The organism is Streptomyces sp. NPDC053474, from assembly GCF_044544845.1.
Taxonomy (GTDB): Bacteria; Actinomycetota; Actinomycetes; order Streptomycetales; family Streptomycetaceae; genus Streptomyces.
In genome coordinates, this window is the sequence record NZ_JBITXV010000004.1 from 242,929 (window position 1) to 258,496 (window position 15,568).

The 15,568-nt window shown below is 74.9% G+C and carries 11 protein-coding genes and 1 pseudogene; 3 read left to right on the forward strand and 9 right to left on the reverse strand.

The genetic code is table 11. The features are described from left to right. The first annotated feature begins 282 nt into the window (after positions 1-282). Complete coding sequence (gene aac(3), locus ACIG3E_RS10995) at positions 283-1,131, forward strand: aminoglycoside 3-N-acetyltransferase (protein WP_399614028.1); 849 nt, start codon at positions 283-285, stop codon at positions 1,129-1,131. On the opposite strand, the gene ACIG3E_RS11000 is transcribed toward aac(3), so the two are convergent. Both ACIG3E_RS11000 and ACIG3E_RS11005 read right to left on the reverse strand, forming a co-directional pair. Continuing rightward, a complete protein-coding gene (locus ACIG3E_RS11000; protein ID WP_399614030.1) occupies positions 1,124-1,546 on the reverse strand; it encodes a VOC family protein in 423 nt (140 codons plus the stop codon). The genes aac(3) and ACIG3E_RS11000 overlap by 8 nt on opposite strands. Positions 1,547-1,621: 75 nt before the next feature. Further along, positions 1,622-1,770 (reverse strand): annotated as a pseudogene (locus tag ACIG3E_RS11005) (pyridoxamine 5'-phosphate oxidase family protein); the annotation flags it as partial. 135 nt (positions 1,771-1,905) lie between these two features. Here ACIG3E_RS11005 and ACIG3E_RS11010 point away from each other — a divergent pair. Beyond that, positions 1,906-4,887: a bifunctional [glutamine synthetase] adenylyltransferase/[glutamine synthetase]-adenylyl-L-tyrosine phosphorylase gene (locus ACIG3E_RS11010; RefSeq protein WP_399614032.1), complete on the forward strand. Its 2,982-nt coding sequence runs from the start codon at positions 1,906-1,908 to the stop codon at positions 4,885-4,887. A 13-nt stretch (positions 4,888-4,900) separates the two neighbouring features. Here ACIG3E_RS11010 and ACIG3E_RS11015 read toward each other — a convergent pair whose 3' ends face one another. The 3 genes from ACIG3E_RS11015 to ACIG3E_RS11025 form a co-directional block, all read right to left on the reverse strand. Next, the gene (locus tag ACIG3E_RS11015; protein WP_399614035.1) at positions 4,901-5,746 is read right to left on the reverse strand and encodes a phosphatase PAP2 family protein; all 846 of its coding nucleotides are present in this window, start codon (positions 5,744-5,746) and stop codon (positions 4,901-4,903) included. Positions 5,747-5,850: 104 nt separating this feature from the next. Then, complete coding sequence (locus ACIG3E_RS11020) at positions 5,851-6,897, reverse strand: LacI family DNA-binding transcriptional regulator (protein WP_399614037.1); 1,047 nt, start codon at positions 6,895-6,897, stop codon at positions 5,851-5,853. 25 nt (positions 6,898-6,922) lie between these two features. Then, the gene (locus tag ACIG3E_RS11025) at positions 6,923-8,614 is read right to left on the reverse strand and encodes a glycoside hydrolase family 13 protein (protein ID WP_399614040.1); all 1,692 of its coding nucleotides are present in this window, start codon (positions 8,612-8,614) and stop codon (positions 6,923-6,925) included. Positions 8,615-8,879: 265 nt separating this feature from the next. Between ACIG3E_RS11025 and ACIG3E_RS11030 the strand changes: the two genes are divergently transcribed. Continuing rightward, the gene (locus tag ACIG3E_RS11030; protein WP_399614043.1) at positions 8,880-10,631 is read left to right on the forward strand and encodes a SpoIIE family protein phosphatase; all 1,752 of its coding nucleotides are present in this window, start codon (positions 8,880-8,882) and stop codon (positions 10,629-10,631) included. On the opposite strand, the gene ACIG3E_RS11035 is transcribed toward ACIG3E_RS11030, so the two are convergent. The 4 genes from ACIG3E_RS11035 to ACIG3E_RS11050 form a co-directional block, all read right to left on the reverse strand. After that, the gene (locus ACIG3E_RS11035; protein WP_399614045.1) at positions 10,628-11,335 is read right to left on the reverse strand and encodes a TetR/AcrR family transcriptional regulator; all 708 of its coding nucleotides are present in this window, start codon (positions 11,333-11,335) and stop codon (positions 10,628-10,630) included. The two genes, ACIG3E_RS11030 and ACIG3E_RS11035, sit on opposite strands and share 4 nt — an antisense overlap. A 74-nt stretch (positions 11,336-11,409) precedes the next feature. Next, a complete protein-coding gene (locus tag ACIG3E_RS11040; RefSeq protein ID WP_399614816.1) occupies positions 11,410-12,492 on the reverse strand; it encodes a PDR/VanB family oxidoreductase in 1,083 nt (360 codons plus the stop codon). Positions 12,493-12,494: 2 nt separating this feature from the next. Next, positions 12,495-13,409 (reverse strand): metal-dependent hydrolase, encoded by a 915-nt coding sequence (locus tag ACIG3E_RS11045; RefSeq protein WP_399614048.1) that lies wholly within the window; start codon positions 13,407-13,409, stop codon positions 12,495-12,497. A gap of 190 nt (positions 13,410-13,599) precedes the next feature. Beyond that, entirely contained in the window at positions 13,600-15,528 is a 1,929-nt protein-coding gene (locus ACIG3E_RS11050) for a hypothetical protein (RefSeq protein WP_399614050.1), read from the reverse strand. Between the last annotated feature and the right edge of the window lie 40 nt (positions 15,529-15,568).

Sequence of the window (15,568 nt, forward strand, 5' to 3'; positions counted from 1 at the left end):
GAGTGGGGGAGTACCGCTCCGAGGTGACCGCGTTCGAGCTGTGGAAATACCTGTCGGTGCTGTAGGGGGAACCCTCCGTTGGGCCTTCGCCGGGGTGCTGCCGCCCCGTCTCGTACGGGCCGAACTGGGTCGATATGCCCAGTACTTGGCGGCTCGCGTCGTCGGGGAGCCCTTGGGGGCCGCGGTCGAGCGCTGGGCCGCGGGGCGGTCGTCGCGTTCCGAACGCCTCGCGCCCGTAAATGAGTTGCTCGCCAGCCGTGGCGCGCGGTTAGCGTCGCGGGCATGGACGAAGAGGAACTGCTGAAGCGCTCCGGCGGCCCCGTGACCCGGGGGCGGCTCGCGCGGGATCTGCGGGCGCTCGGCCTCGGCGCCGGTGACGTCGTCATGTTCCACACCCGGATGTCCGCCATCGGGTACGTGGCGGGCGGGCCGCAGACGCTCATCGGGGCGCTCGGCGACGTCGTGGGGGAGCGCGGCACGCTGATGGTGACCTGTGGGTGGAACGACGCGCCGCCGTACGAGTTCAGCACGGAGTGGCCCAAGGAGTGGCAGGACGCCCTGCGCGCCGAGCACCCGGCGTACGACCCGGAGCTGAGCGAGGCCGACCATAACAACGGGCGGCTGCCCGAGGCGCTGCGCCGGCGGCCCGGTGCCGTGCGCAGCCGCCACCCCGACGCCAGCTTCGCCGCGCTCGGCGCCGATGCGGAGGCGCTGATGGCCGACCACCCCTGGGACAACCCCCACGGCCCGGACAGCCCCCTCGCCCGGCTCGTGGCGAAGGGCGGCCGGGTGCTGCTGCTCGGGGCGCCGCTCGACTCGCTCACGCTGCTGCACCACGCCGAGGCCCTCGCCGACGCCCCCGGCAAGCGGTTCGTGGGCTACGAACAGCCCGTCCTGGAGGGCGGTGAGCGCGTCTGGCGGCGCTTCCGGGACATCGACTCGGCGGAGGGCGCCTTCGATTACTCGGCGGTCGTGCCGGACGGCACGTGGCCCTTCGAAGTCATCGGCCGTGAGCTGCTGGCCACCGGCAAGGGCGTACGGGGGCTCGTCGGCGCCGCCGAGAGTCATCTCCTTCAGGCCCGGGACGTCGTCGACTTCGGCGTGGCCTGGATGGAGGCGAAGCTCAGATGACCTCCCGCAGCGGCCGGGTCGCCCGGACCTTGTACTCCTGGATGGACCAGCCATTGCCGTCCGGGTCCGTGAAGTACATGAACGTGGCGCCGTCCTGCTCCGCGTACTGGACCGGCTCGGAGACGTCCAGGCCGCGGGCGGTCAGCTCGGCGTGCGCCTGCTTGATGTCGGTGACGCACAGCTGGAGGCCCTGGTAGGAGCCGGGCGCCGAGGTCGGGCCCGGCGTGGTCTCCCAGATGGCGGTGGAGAGCATGATCGAACAGCCGGATCCGGGCGGCGTGAGCTGGATCAGACGCGCGCCCGGCAGGACGTCCCCATCGAAGTCGACGTGGAAGCCGCACTTGTTCTCGTAGAAGTCCTTGGCCCGGTCGAGGTCGCTGACGGGCACGCCGATCACTTCGAGTGTGTAGTCCATAGGAGAATCCAAACAGATGTTCGGGTGCGGACGCCGGTGTTCCGCGTAGTTGCCCTTACGTAAAAGGGTCGGGGCTCACCCGGCGAACCGCCACCGCGTCTGGCTGAACGGCTCGCCCTTGCCGAAGCCGAACACCGTGCGCGGGGCCACCGCGAAGACGTACGCGTGCCCGCGCCGTGGTGGAAGCAGCCGTCCCGCACCTCGTAGTGCCGGAAGCTGCCGTAAGGGCCCGGCCGGGCGCAAGGCGCGGAACCTGGCGGCGGCCTGGGCAGACCGCGCACGCGCGGGAAACTCGTCGGACCGTGCCCCGTCACCGCTCGGTAGGCTCTGGCCAGGACAGGCGAGCGAAAGGCGTGCGGATGACGCTGCCGCAAGGGCGCAGGAGCAGCACGTTCACGCGGCTGCTGCGGCACGGATTCACCGACCCGTCGGCCGCCGAGCGGCTGCTCGCCGCGGACGGCCTCGACGCCGTCCGCGCCGACCCGGTGCTCCTGGACGCACTCGGCGCCACCGCCGACCCCGACCTGGCGCTGCGCGGCCTCGTACGGCTCGTAGAAGCGCAGGACGGTGAGACCGACCGGCGCGAGCTCCTCGACACCCTCGTCAGCTCCAAGCCGCTGCGCGACCGGCTGCTCGGCGTCCTCGGCGCCTCCGAGGCGCTCGCCGACCACCTCGCCCGGCACCCGCGCGACTGGCGCGCCCTGGTCACGTACGAGGCCGCCGATCTGCACCCGGGCGTCGAGGAGTTCGAGCGCGGCCTCGCCGAAGCCACCGACCCCGTGTCGCTGCGCGTCGCCTACCGCCGGTGCCTGCTCTCCATCGCCGCCCGCGACGTGTGCGGCACCACCGACGTCGCCCAGACCGCCGCCGAGCTCGCCGACCTGGCCACCGCCACGCTGCGCGCCGCGCTCGCCATGGCCCGCGCCGCCGCGCCCGCCGACGCCGCCCAGTGCCGCCTCGCGGTCATCGCCATGGGCAAGTGCGGCGGCCACGAGCTGAACTACGTCTCCGACGTCGACGTCATCTTCGTCGGCGAGGCCGCCGACGGCGTCGACGAGGGCAAGGCGCTGCGGGCCGCGACCCGGCTCGCCTCGCACCTGATGCGGATCTGCTCGGACACGACGGTCGAGGGCACCATCTGGCCCGTCGACGCCAATCTGCGCCCCGAGGGCCGCAACGGCCCGCTGGTGCGCACCCTGTCCTCGCACCTCGCCTACTACCAGCGCTGGGCCAAGACCTGGGAGTTCCAGGCGCTGCTCAAGGCCCGGCCCGTCGCGGGCGACGCCGAGCTCGGCCAGGAGTACGCCGACGCCGTCGCGCCCCTGGTCTGGCAGGCCGCCGAGCGCGAGAACTTCGTCGCCGACGTGCAGAAGATGCGCCGCCGCGTGATCGCCAACATCCCGGCGGGCGAGGTCGACCGCGAGCTGAAGCTCGGCCCCGGCGGCCTGCGCGACGTCGAATTCGCCGTACAGCTCCTGCAGTTGGTGCACGGCCGCGCGGACGCGTCGCTGCGCAGCGGTACGACGCTCGACGCCCTGGCCGCGCTCGCCGCCGGGGGCTACGTCGGCCGCGTCGACGCCACCCAGCTCGACGACGCCTACCGCTTCCTGCGCTCCCTGGAGCACCGCATCCAGCTGTACCGCCTTCGCCGCACCCACCTCGTGCCCGAGGACGACGCCGACCTGCGCCGCATCGGCCGCTCCCTCGGCATGCGCACCGAGCCCCTCACCGACCTCGCCCGCGCCTGGAAGCGGCACACCACCGTCGTCCGCCGCCTGCACGAGAAGCTCTTCTACCGCCCGCTGCTCGACGCCGTCGCCCAGCTCGCCCCCGGCGAGACCCGGCTGAGCACCGAGGCGGCCCGCGAGCGGCTCGTCGCCCTCGGGTACGCCGACCCGGCCGCCGCCCTGCGCCACCTGGAGGCCCTCGCCTCCGGCGTCACCCGCAAGGCCGCCATCCAGCGCACGCTCCTGCCGGTCCTGCTCGGCTGGTTCGCGGACTCCGCCGACCCCGACGCGGGCCTGCTCGGCTTCCGCAAGGTCTCCGACGCGCTCGGCAAGACCCCCTGGTACCTGCGCCTGCTGCGCGACGAGGGCGCGGCGGCGGAGAACCTCGCCCGGGTCCTCTCCGCCGGGCGCCTCGCCCCCGACCTGCTCCTGCGCGCCCCCGAGGCGGTCGCCCTGCTCGGCGACGAACGCGGCCTGGAGCCGCGCGGCCGCGCCGCCCTCGAACAGGAGGTCCTGGCCGCCGTGCGCCGCGCCGACGGGCCCGAGCAGGCGGTGGCCGCCGCCCGCGGGGTGCGGCGGCGCGAGCTGTTCCGCACCACCGCGGCCGACCTCATCGCCTCGTACGGCGGCGCGGACGGCGACGCGGGCGCGCTCGTGGACCGCGTGGGCGCGGCCGTGTCCGACCTGACCGCCGCCACCATCGCGGGCGCCCTGCGCGCCGTCGTCCGCGACGGCTGGGGCGACGAGCTGCCCACCCGCTTCGCCGTCATCGGCGTGGGCCGCTTCGGCGGGCGCGAGCTGGGCTACGGCTCCGACGCCGACGTCCTCTTCGTGCACGAGCCCCGCGAGGGCGTCGACGACCAGGAGGCGGCCAAGGCCGCGAACAAGGTCGTCGCCGAGATGCGGCGCCTGCTCCAGCTGCCCTCCGCCGACCCGCCGCTCCTCATCGACGCCGACCTGCGCCCCGAGGGCAAGAGCGGCCCGCTGGTCCGCACCCTGAAGTCGTACGCCGCCTACTACCGCCGCTGGTCCCTCGTCTGGGAGTCCCAGGCGCTCCTGCGCGCCGAGCCCGTCGCGGGCGACGCGGACCTCGGCCGGGCCTTCATCGAGCTCGTCGACCCGCTGCGCTACCCCGCCGAGGGGCTCGGCGACGAGGCGGTCCGTGAGATCCGCCGCCTGAAGGCCCGCATGGAGACCGAGCGCCTGCCGCGCGGCGCCGACCCCACGCTGCACACCAAGCTGGGCCGCGGCGGCCTCTCCGACGTCGAGTGGACCGTCCAGCTCCTCCAGCTCGGCCACGCCTGGGCCGAGCCGGGCCTGCGCACCACCCGCACCCGGGAGGCCCTCGCCGCGGCCTGCGCGGCCGGGCTCATCCCCGGCGAGGAGGCCGGGATCCTCGACGAGGCGTGGGTGCTCGCCACGCGGGTGCGGAACGCGGTGATGCTGGTGCGGGGGCGGGCGGGCGACACGTTCCCGTCCGACGGGCGCGAGCTGGCGGCCGTCGGCCGTTACCTCGGGTACGAGGCCGGGCACGTCGGGGACATGCTGGACGACTACCGCCGCACCACCCGGCGGGCCCGGGCCGTGGTGGAAGAGCGCTTCTACGGGGCCTGAGCCCCGCCGGGGCTCAGGCCCTGAGCGGTGGGATCTGCTGGGGCAGGGCGTACGGGAAGGCGCCGTACCAGAGGCGGACGACCGCGTAGCCGAAGGCGAGGCAGATCATGCCGCCCACCGCGTCCAGCCAGAAGTGGTTGGCGGTGGCGACGATGACCACGAGCGTCGCCACGGGGTAGAGCAGGCCGAGGACCTTCGCCCAGGGCACCGAGGCGAGGGCGAAGATGGTCAGGCCGCACCACAGGGACCAGCCGATGTGCATGGACGGCATCGCGGCGTACTGGTTCGACATGTTCTTGAGGTCGCCGGACGCCATCGAGCCCCACGTGTTGTGCACGATGACGGTGTCGATGAAGTCCCCGCCGGGCATCAGCCGGGGCGGCGCCAGCGGATACAGGTAGTAACCGAGCAGGGCCACCGCCGTGGTCGCGAAGAGGGCCAGGCGCGTGGCCGCGTACCGGCCGGGATGACTGCGGTACAGCCACACGAGAACACTGAGCGTGACGATGAAGTGCAGCGTCGCGTAGTAGTAGTTCATGCCGACGATCAGCCATGTCACGGAGTCCACGGCGTGGTTGACGGAGCGCTCCACGGCGATGCCGAGGGTGTTCTCCACGTCCCAGATCCAGTCGGCGTTGCGCAGCGCGGCGGCCTTCTGCTCCGGCACCGCGTTGCGGATCAGCGAGTACGTCCAGTAACTCACCGCGATCAGCAGGATCTCGAACCACAGCCGTGGTCGCCGGGGCGTACGCAAGCGGCGCAGGAGATTCCGCCCAGAGCGGTCCTTCTGCTCGCCCGAGGTGGGTGATGTGGTGGGCCGCTGGCGGCCTTCCAGTGTCGTCACAGTCATCTCACCCATAGGCACAGAGTCTGCCAGATACCCACCTCACCTCAGATCATCCCCCCGATGGGTTCCGGGCGCACTCCCTACGCCTCAGGGACGAGCCGCTTCAGGCCGGTTTCCTAGGGGGCGGACCCGGCTCCCGGCCGCGCGTCCGGGCACATCGCCGTGGAGCCGCGCACCACCAGCTCCGGCATGAAGACGAACTCGCTGTGCGGCGCGGGCGTCCCCGCGATCTCCTCCAGGAGCGTGCGGACCGCGGCCTGGCCCATCGCGGGCACCGGCTTGCGGACCGTCGTCAGGGGCGGATCCGTGAAGGCGATGAGCACCGAGTCGTCGAAGCCGACGACGGAGACGTCGTCCGGCACCTCCAGACCCCGGTCCCGCACGGCCCGCACCGCGCCGAGCGCCATCATGTCGCTGGCGCAGACGACGGCCGTGCAGCCCCGGTCCAGGAGCGCGGACGTCGCCGCCTGACCGCCTTCGAGCGTGTACAGGGAGTGCTCGACGAGCTCCGCCTCGACGGTGTCCGGCGCCAGCTGGAAGCGCTCCCGCATGGTGCGCGTGAAGCCCTCTATCTTCCGCTGCACCGGTACGAAGCGGCGCGGGCCGAGGGCCAGGCCGATGCGGGTGTGGCCGAGCGACGCCAGGTGCGTGACCGCGAGGCGCATGGCCGCGCGGTCGTCGGGCGAGATGAACGGCGCCCGCACCGCGGGTGAGAAGCCGTCCACGAGCACGAAGGGGACGCCCTGGGCGCGCAGCCGTTCGTAGCGCTCGGTGTCCGCGGTGGTGTCGGCGTGCAGGCCCGAGACGAAGATGATGCCCGCGACGCCCCGGTCCACCAGCATCTCGGTCAGCTCGTCCTCGGTGGAGCCGCCCGGGGTCTGGGTGGCCAGGACGGGCGTGTACCCCTGCCGGGTGAGGGCCTGCCCGATCACCTGGGCGAGCGCGGGGAATATCGGGTTCTCCAGCTCGGGCGTGATCAGGCCGACGAGGCCCGCGCTGCGCCTGCGCAGTCGTACGGGCCTCTCGTAGCCGAGGACGTCGAGCGCGGCGAGCACGGACTGACGGGTGGCCGCAGCGACGCCCGCCTTGCCGTTCAGGACCCGGCTCACGGTCGCCTCGCTGACCCCCGCCTGGGCTGCGATGTCGGCCAGTCGCGCGGTCACAGGATTGGACTGTACCGGGCGACTCTCACGCTGCCCACCAGACCGTCGTGTCGGGAGGTACGACGGTGCCCGCGGCGGAGCCGTCCAACTCGGCTCCCGACGGGTCCGAGTTGGCGCTGCTCAGGAGCGGCTGGCCGGGAGTGGGGAGCGTCACCGGGCGGTCCGTGAGGTTCACGGCGACGACGACCGCGCCGCCGGGGCCCGCCGCGGCGTGCCTGCGGAAGAGGAGGACGCCCTCCGGGGCCTGAAGCCACTCCACGGCGTCGCCCGCCCCCAGCGCCGGATGCGCCCGGCGCGTGGCGAGCGCGGCGCGGTACAGCGCCAGCGTCGAGCCCGGGTCGGCCTCCTGCGCCTCGACGGTCAGCTCCTGCCAGGCGGCGGGCTGCGGCAGCCAGCTCGGGCCGCCCTCCACGGGCCCGAAGCCGAACGGCGCCCTGCTCCCCGACCAGGGCAGCGGCACCCGGCAGCCGTCACGGGTGCCCTCCTGCCCCGAGCCGTCCCGGCCCGAGCCGCGGAAGAACGCCGGGTCCTGGCGCACCTCGTCGGGCAGGTCCGTGACCTCGGGCAGGCCGAGCTCCTCGCCCTGGTAGAGGTAGGCCGAGCCGGGCAGCGCCAGCATGAGCAGGGTCGCGGCGCGGGCCCTGCGCAGGCCGCGCGCCGGGTCGTCGGGGGCGAGGCGGGTGGCGTGCCGGACCACGTCGTGGTTGGAGAGCACCCAGGTCGCCGGGGCGCCGACGGCGTTCATGGCGGCCAGTGAGCGGTCGATCACGGCACGCAGCGCCGCCGCGTCCCACTCCGTCGTCAGATAGGCGAAGTTGAAGGCCTGGTGCAGCTCGCCCGGGCGCAGGTACAGGGCGCTGCGCTCCACCGTCGGCGTCCACGCCTCGGCCACGGCGACGCGCTCGCCGTCGTACGCGTCGAGGATCGCGCGCCAGTCGCGGTAGACCTCGTGCACGCCGTCCTGGTCGAAGTACGGCGTGGGCCGCACGCCGAGCAGCTTGACCTGCTCGCCGTGGCCGACGTCCGGCAGGCCCGGCGCCTTGACGAGGCCGTGCGCCACGTCGACGCGGAAGCCGTCGACGCCCAGGTCGAGCCAGAACCGCAGGACGGAGCGGAACTCCTCGTGCACCGCCGGGTGCTCCCAGTTGAAGTCGGGCTGCTCGGGCGCGAAGAGGTGCAGGTACCACGCGCCGTCCGCGGTCCGGGTCCAGGCCGGGCCGCCGAACACCGACTCCCAGTCGTTGGGGGGAAGTTCGCCGTGCGCGCCCTTGCCGGGGCGGAAGTGGAACCGCTCCCGCAGCGGCGAGCCGGGGTCGGCGAGGGCCGCGCGGAACCACTCGTGCTGGTCGGAGCAGTGGTTCGGCACGATGTCGACGAGCACGCGCAGGCCGAGCCCGTGGGCCGTACGCACCAGGTCGTCGGCGTCGGCGAGGGTGCCGAACACCGGGTCGACCGCGCGGTAGTCCGCCACGTCGTACCCGGCGTCGGCCTGCGGCGAGGCGTAGAACGGCGAGAGCCACACGGCGTCGACGCCGAGTCGCCGCAGATGGGGGAGCCGGGCGGTGACGCCCGGCAGGTCGCCCATGCCGTCGCCGTCGGAGTCGGCGAAGCTGCGCGGGTACACCTGGTAGATGACCGCGCCGCGCCACCAGCCGGTGGGCGCGGCGGCGGTGCGGTCGGGGTCGTCGGCCGGTGCGTCGGTGAGGTGCTGGGTCATGAAGTCCCTTGCCGGTACGGGGATCGACTGCGGCCCCCCGACGGCGTGCGCGGGGGAGCCGGACGTCCTGGTGAACGCCCGGTGGGAGGCGAAGGTCACGAGCGGGCGGGCCCGGTGCGGGCGGCGCGTTCGCCGCGGGCGGGGGCGCGAGAGCGCCATGCGCTCCCCAGAAGCGTGTCGGAGCGCTAGCGTGGACGGGCGATCCGAGCGTGCCGATGGGGCCCGCTGTCGTCCGCAGCTCCGGGGGGCAGTCCAGGTGGGCGTCATGGAGAACGGCACGGGCCGGAAGCGAGAGGCCCGGCCGGACCCCACCACCGTTCTGGTGGTCGACGACGTGCCCGCGAGCCGGTACGCGCTGGGCGCGGTCCTGCGCCGGGCGGGCCACCGGGTCCTGCTCGCCGGGAGCGCGGGCGAGGCCCTGCTCGCCCTCGACGCCCGGCTGCGCGCGGGCGAACTGCCCGACGTTGCGCTCGTCGACGTCGGCCTGCCCGACATGAGCGGCTACGACCTGTGCCGCCGCATGAAGGCGTCACCGACGACCGCGGCCCTGCCCGTCGTGCACTTCTCCGCCGTCGCGCACGGCACCCTCGACCGCTGCCGGGGCCTGGACGCGGGCGCCGAGGCGTATCTGACCGTGCCCGCCGAGCCGGAGGAGATCGAGGCGGTGGTGCGCGCCGCCGCCCGCGGCGCCCGGCGCCGCAGCGCGGCCACGAACCGGGCGGGCCGGCTCACGCTGCTCGCCGAGGCCGTCCTCGACATCCAGGCCTCGGGCTGCCCGGGCGAGCTGGCCGAGACCGCGGCCACCCAGGCGGCCCGGCTCAGCGGCACGCCCGCCGCGGCCTTCGTGCTCGACGACGAGGGCGGGATGCACCGCGGCCTGTCCCGCCGCAGGGCCGCCACGGCGCTGCCCGACCGGGGCGCCCACGACGCCGTGGCCCGCCTCCTTCGCGGCCTCATGTCCGGCAGGACCGGCGCCCACAGCACGGTGATCCCCACGCCGGTCTGGCCCGCCGGGTTCTTCGGCGCGGGCCCCTTCGCGGCGGGCCCCGAGGTCCTGGAGCCCCACCCGGACGCCCGCGCGGGCAACGGCCACGGCGGCGGGCGCGCGGGCGACGACCCGCTCCTCGCCCCGCCCGACGGCGCGCTGCTCGCCCTCGCCCGGACCCGCGAGGACCACCCACCGGTGTGCCTGGCGACGCCCGCTCACGCGCGCGACCACGCCGCCGAGCTGACGCGCCTCGCCCACGCCACCGCACGCGTCGCCGAGCAGCTCTTCCTGTACGAGAAGGAGCGCCACGTCGCCCTCACCCTCCAGCGCAGCTTCCTGCCCGCCCGGCTGCCGCCCACCCCCGGCGCGGAGGTCGTGGTCCGCTACGAACCGGCCTCGCGGCAGGCGGAGATCGGCGGCGACTTCTACGCCGCGCTGCCCACGTCCGCCGGTGTGCTCGCCGGCATCGGCGACGTCGTGGGCCACTCCCTGGACGCGGCCACGGTGATGGTGGAGCTGCGTCACGCGCTGTGCGCCTACTGCGTGGAGGACCCGGACCCCGGCGCGCTCGCCGAGCGCCTGGACCGCATGCTCCTGTGCTACCACCCGGACGTCACGGCCACCCTGTGCCTGGCGCTCGTCGACCCGGCGACGGGCCGCGCCCGGGTCGCCAACGCCGGGCACATCCCGCCGCTGGTCGTCCACGACGGCGGTACGGCCGCCTACGTCGCCGCGCGCGGCCCGCTGCTCGGCCTCGGGCTGCCGCGGCCAAAGACCACCGAGGTGCGCCTGACGCCCGAGGACCGCCTCCTGATGGTCACCGACGGCCTGATCGAGACGCGCGGCACGGACCTCGCCGTGTCGATGGAGCACCTGCGCGTCGCGGCCGCGGGCGCTCCGCACGGCGTGACGGCCCTGTGCGACACGCTCCTGGAGTGCTTCGACCGCGAACGGGACGACGACATCGCGCTGTTGGCGCTGCGCCTCACCGGCGACGGCCGACGCGCCGTCGACGGGCCCGGGAGCTAGGACGGCAGCACGGCGGGCGGCGCGAACGCGGCGAGGCGGGACAGCAGGTCCGCGAACGGGCCGTCGGCCGGTTCGTCGGCGAGGACCTGGCCGAGCAGCTCCGCCATCTCCTGGTCGTACGCCGCGCTGACCGCCGCCAACGCCGCGAAGTCGTGGACGAGTTGCCGCTCCAGCTCGGCGCGCGGGATGCGGCGGCCGTCCAGCCAGATCAGGGCGGTGGACTCGGCGAGGGAGATCCAGGAGCGCACGACGAGCTCCAGGCGCGCGGGCGGCGCGGCGATGCCCAGGTGCGCGACGATCTGGTCGTACGCCGCCTGGCGCACCGAGTCGATCAGGGCGTTCGTCGTGGAGGAGCCGACGGCGGGGCCGCCGCGCATCAGGGCGTAGAAGCCGGGCCCGTGCTCGTCGACGAAGCCGAAGAACCGGCCCGTCACCCGCAGCAGGCGGGCGCCCAGGGGCCCTTCGTGCGGCTCCACGAACCGCTCGGCCAGCTCGTCCGCCGCGCGTTGCAGGGCGGCCTCGTACAGGCTGAGCTTGCCGGGGAAGTAGTGGTACACGAGCGGGCGCGAGATGCCGGCGGCCGAGGCTATCTCGTCGATGGAGACGTCCTCGGGCGAGCGGTGGCTGAACAGTTCGAGCGCGACCCCGATCAGTTGCTGCCGCCGCTCCTCGACACCCATCCTGCGCCGCGTCCCCGTAGTCATGCGAACACTCTACCGATCCGTTCGGATGGCGAACGGAGGCCCCCGCTCCGCCCGTTCGCCGCCGCCGGGCGTGCTCACAGGTCGAGGACGATCCGCTCCCCTCGCGCCCGGGACACGCAGATCAGCATCGAGTCGCTCCGCTCGCCGTCGGTGAGGAGCTCGTCCCGGTGGTCGATCTCGCCCTCCAGGACCCGCTGTTGGCAGGTGCCGCAGAAGCCCTGCTCGCAGGAGTACGGGATGCTCGGCAGCTCCTCGCGGACGGCGGCGAGCACCGTGGTGTCGCCGTCGACGGTCACCGTGCGGCCGCTGCGGCGCAGTTCGACCTCGAAGGCGCCGCCGTCCGTGGGGGCGCGGGGCGCGAACCGCTCCAGGTGCGGCGGGCCGCTCTCGGGCAGCGCGGCGACCACGGCGTCCATCAGCCCCTCGGGCCCGCACACGTACACGGCGGCGCCCTCACCGGCGGCGCCGTCGAGGAACCCGGCGACGTCCGGCCGCCCGTCCGTGTCCTCGGCGACGACGGTGACCCGCTCGCCGCCCGCCTTCTCCAGCTCGTCGAGGAAGGGCATGGAGGCCCGGGAGCGCCCGCAATACAGCAGCCGCCAGCGGCCGCCGCGCGCCTCGACGGCCCGGACCATGGGCAGGATCGGGGTGATCCCGATGCCGCCCGCGACGAACACGTACGCGGGGGCGTCCGCGACCAGCGGGAAGCGGTTGCGCGGCCCGCGCACCTCGACCTCCGCGCCCTCGCGCAGCACCTCGTGCACCTCGCGCGAGCCGCCCCTGCCACCCTCGTCGGCGCCGATCCTGCGGGTGGCGATCGTGTACGAGGTGGGGTCGTCGGGGTCGCCGCACAGCGAGTACTGCCGTACGAGCCCCGAGGGCAGTACCAGATCGAGATGGGCGCCCGGCTCCCAGGCGGGCAACGCCTGCCCCTCCAGGCGCAGTTGGACGACACCGTCGGCGACGGGATCGTGGCGGGCCACGCGCAGCCGCAGCGCCCGCGAGCGCGGCTGCCCCGAGACGGGCGTCTCCAGGGCGGGCAGCGGCCACAGGGGGGACGCGCCGATGCGGCGGCGCAGGGCGCGCCTGGTCCGCCCGGCGACCAGGACGGCGCCGGTGACGAGCAGGGCGGTGCGGGCGGTGCGGGGCAGCGGCATGGTCACGCGGCTCCGTTCGCGCGGGCCTCGGCGGCGGTGGCGGCGGGGGACGAGGCGAGGTAGGCGACGGCCTGGGCCGTGCTGCCCTCCTGCGAGGGGTGGTAGGAGCGGCTCAAGTACGTGGGGATGGACCGGAGCATGGCGCCGGTGCTGGGCAGCGTGCCCGCGCGGCTACTCCGGTGGAAGTCCCTGAAGGTGGCCTTGCCGCCCCGCAGCGTCGGGTCGTTCTCCATGAAGAAGCGGGCGCCGCGCTGCCACAGGAACACCAGCGCCGTGAAGGCGGTGGCCCAGGTGCGGGCCCGGCGGCGGTAGCAGCCGTCGAGGTGCACGAACAGGTCGAAGGCGACGGAGCGGTGCTCGACCTCCTCGGCGCCGTGCCAGCGCAGCAGGTCCAGCATCGTGGGGTCGGCGCCGCGCCGGTCCAGCTCGTGCGCGTTCAGGACCCAGTCGCCGAGGAAGGCGGTGTAGTGCTCGATCGCCGCGATCATCGCCACGCGTTCCAGGAGCCACCAGCGGCGGGCCCGGCCCGGCGGCAGCGTCCGGTCGCCGAGCAGCTTCTCGAAGAGCCAGTCGACCTGCGCGGTGTACGGGGTGGGGTCCAGGCCCTGCTCCCGCAGGTGCGGCAGGACTTCGTCGTGGGCCTGGGAGTGCATGGCCTCCTGGCCGATGAACCCGATGACGTCCGCCCGCAGTCGCTCGTCGCGGATGAGGGGGAGCGCCTGCTTGTACACGTGCACGAACCAGCGCTCGCCCGCGGGCAGCAGGAGGTGCAGGACGTTGATCGTGTGCGTGGTGAAGGGGTCGCCCGGGAGCCAGTGGAGGGGCGTCTTCTCCCAGGAGAAGGAGACGTTGCGGGCCTTGAGCGGTATGTGCTCGGAGGCAACGGGCTGGGGGAGCCGGGCCTTCGTATTAGACATGGCGTCAATGTACGACCGGGTAACCCAGTGGGTACACCCCTTGGCGGTGGCTTTTCCCACCCGCCCCTTGAGGGACAGCGCCCCGAAGGGGCGCGGGGCTGTGTCGATATGCGGCTCCGCCGCGCGGGCGCGCCCAGCCACGACGGCCCGCAGGCGCCAGACGGCCCGTCGTGGCATTCCGGCGCAGCGCTCAGTGCAGGACGCTGAGCGCGGAGCCATCCGCGAGCCTCGCGGTCAGCTGAAGCCGCTCCCCCCGCTTCGCGGGCAGCGCGGCCACGGCACCGGCAACAGGCCCTCGCCCAGAGACCCGCACGGAGGCCACGTCCCCGCTGCCCGCGGCCAGGACGTACCAGCTCCCCGTACGCGCCTTCCACAGCACGCCCGCGAGCACCCGCGGCTCGCGCTCACCGCAGGCGGGCGAGTTCTCGGCCTTGGCGGCGACCGCGCCCGCCGCCGCGCCGGGCGTCAGGACCTGGGCGAGGGCCCGGCTCCCGGTGCCCTGCCAGGTCTCCGCGCGGGTGCACACCCAGCGCGCCTGGCCGCTGCCGTCGGGCAGGGCCTGCCGGGCGTACTGCCACGCGTTGACCGACCGGACGCCGTGCGAACGGGCGGCCGCGAGGGAGCAGGCGGTCCGGTCCCAGTCGGCGGCGCGGGCGTCGCGGGGCGCGGTGGGCTTGCCCGCGGTGAGCCGGGCGGGGGTGAGCTCGCCGAGGTCCGTGGAGAGCCGCGTGGCGCCGTCGGCCTCGCGCAGCTGGAGCGCGTTCCAGGACCGGCAGTCGCCCGCGAGGGCGGGGCTCGCGAAGGGCGCGGTGACGCCGTCGGGGCCGCGCCGCAGCGCGGTGGCGGCCGCGCTCGGCCTGAGCAGGTCGCGGACGGCGGCGGAGCGCACCCAAGGAGCCGTCAGATAGCGGACGTTGCCGTCGGCGCGGCCGAGCACGACCGCGCCGGAGTCGGCGGCGGTGGCGCCGTCGACCCGGGCGAAGTCGAGCGCGGCGCCGCCGGTGCCGTCCTTGGGCTCGGCGTACCGCACGACGCGCAGGCCGTCGTGGAGGAGGACGACGCGGGCGGCGTCGACCTCGCCCGCGAAGAGCAGCTGCGCGGGCCCGGGCGGCGCCCCGGACGCCGTGCCGGGCGTCGCCGAGACCCGTACGGACTCGCCGGGCCGCGCCCACACCGCGAGGGCGCGGCGCAACAGGGCGGTGTCGCCGGTGAGTTCGCCGCGCGCGGGCCACACCGTGAAGTCGGTGCGCGGGGAGCGCTTCCAGGCGGCGGGCGCGGCCTTCGTGAGCTTGGCGGGGTCGAGCGCGGCCTCGGCGGCCGGGTTCTTCGCGTACGGGGGCGCGGCGGCGCCGTCCGGGGCCCAGCCCTCGCCCGGCATGCCGAGCAGCGCCCCGCAGACCACGGCGGCAGCGGCGGCCACGGCCGCGGCCCGCAGGTGCTGCCTGCGCCGCATCAGGTCGGTGGGCCTGGCCTGGAGGGAGCAGGGGTCGAACTCGGGGGACTCCAGGAGCGCGTACAGGGCTTCGACGCCGTCGGCCTCGGTGAGGGCGGTGTCCGGGTCGGCGACCCCGGCGGCGTCGAGGGCGCGGCGCACCTCGTCGTCCCCGAGCCGTTCGAGGCCGCGCAGCACATAGGCGGCGCGGGCGGGCCCGGACAGGGCGGAGAGCCGTTGGTCCAGGGCGAGTTCGTCGGCGCCGCCGGAGCGCGGGAACAGCCTGAGGCCCCACACCTGGGGCAGCAGCGGCGGCAGCTGGGACCGCTTGGGCCAGGCGCGGCGCCGCAGCGGCAGGCCCGCTTCGAGGGCGGCGCGCAGCACGTGGCGGCGTACGTAGGCGTAGCCGGGGTCGGCGCTTCGGCCGGGGCCGCGCTGGTCCGGCACGACCGCGGTCTGCGTGCGGCCGCGGGGCAGGGCCCGCTGGACGAGCGCGTGCGCGGTCAGGACGCGGCGGTTGCGGCCGAGGCCGGGCGGCAGGACCAGGTAGGCCAGGCGGACCAGGCGGGGGTAGTGCTCGACGAGGGCGGCTTCGGCCTGCTCGACGTCGACGACGGACCTGGCGGACCCGGTCTCCCCGGACCCTCCGGTCGGCGCGGCGGCTTTCGTGGACTGCGATGACGACACGTTCAGCAGAACGAGCGAATGGTCCGACGGTCACTTCACA

What these genes read in the sequence shown, in the direction of transcription:
- ACIG3E_RS11000 (WP_399614030.1), bottom strand. Translation starts at nt 1,546, where the DNA reads ATGGACTACACACTCGAAGTGATCGGCGTGCCCGTCAGCGACCTCGAC.
- ACIG3E_RS11010 (WP_399614032.1), top strand. Translation starts at nt 1,906, where the DNA reads ATGACGCTGCCGCAAGGGCGCAGGAGCAGCACGTTCACGCGGCTGCTG.
- ACIG3E_RS11015 (WP_399614035.1), bottom strand. Translation starts at nt 5,746, where the DNA reads ATGGGTGAGATGACTGTGACGACACTGGAAGGCCGCCAGCGGCCCACC.
- ACIG3E_RS11025 (WP_399614040.1), bottom strand. Translation starts at nt 8,614, where the DNA reads ATGACCCAGCACCTCACCGACGCACCGGCCGACGACCCCGACCGCACC.
- ACIG3E_RS11030 (WP_399614043.1), top strand. Translation starts at nt 8,880, where the DNA reads ATGGAGAACGGCACGGGCCGGAAGCGAGAGGCCCGGCCGGACCCCACC.
- ACIG3E_RS11035 (WP_399614045.1), bottom strand. Translation starts at nt 11,335, where the DNA reads ATGACTACGGGGACGCGGCGCAGGATGGGTGTCGAGGAGCGGCGGCAG.
- ACIG3E_RS11040 (WP_399614816.1), bottom strand. Translation starts at nt 12,492, where the DNA reads ATGCCGCTGCCCCGCACCGCCCGCACCGCCCTGCTCGTCACCGGCGCC.
- ACIG3E_RS11045 (WP_399614048.1), bottom strand. Translation starts at nt 13,409, where the DNA reads ATGTCTAATACGAAGGCCCGGCTCCCCCAGCCCGTTGCCTCCGAGCAC.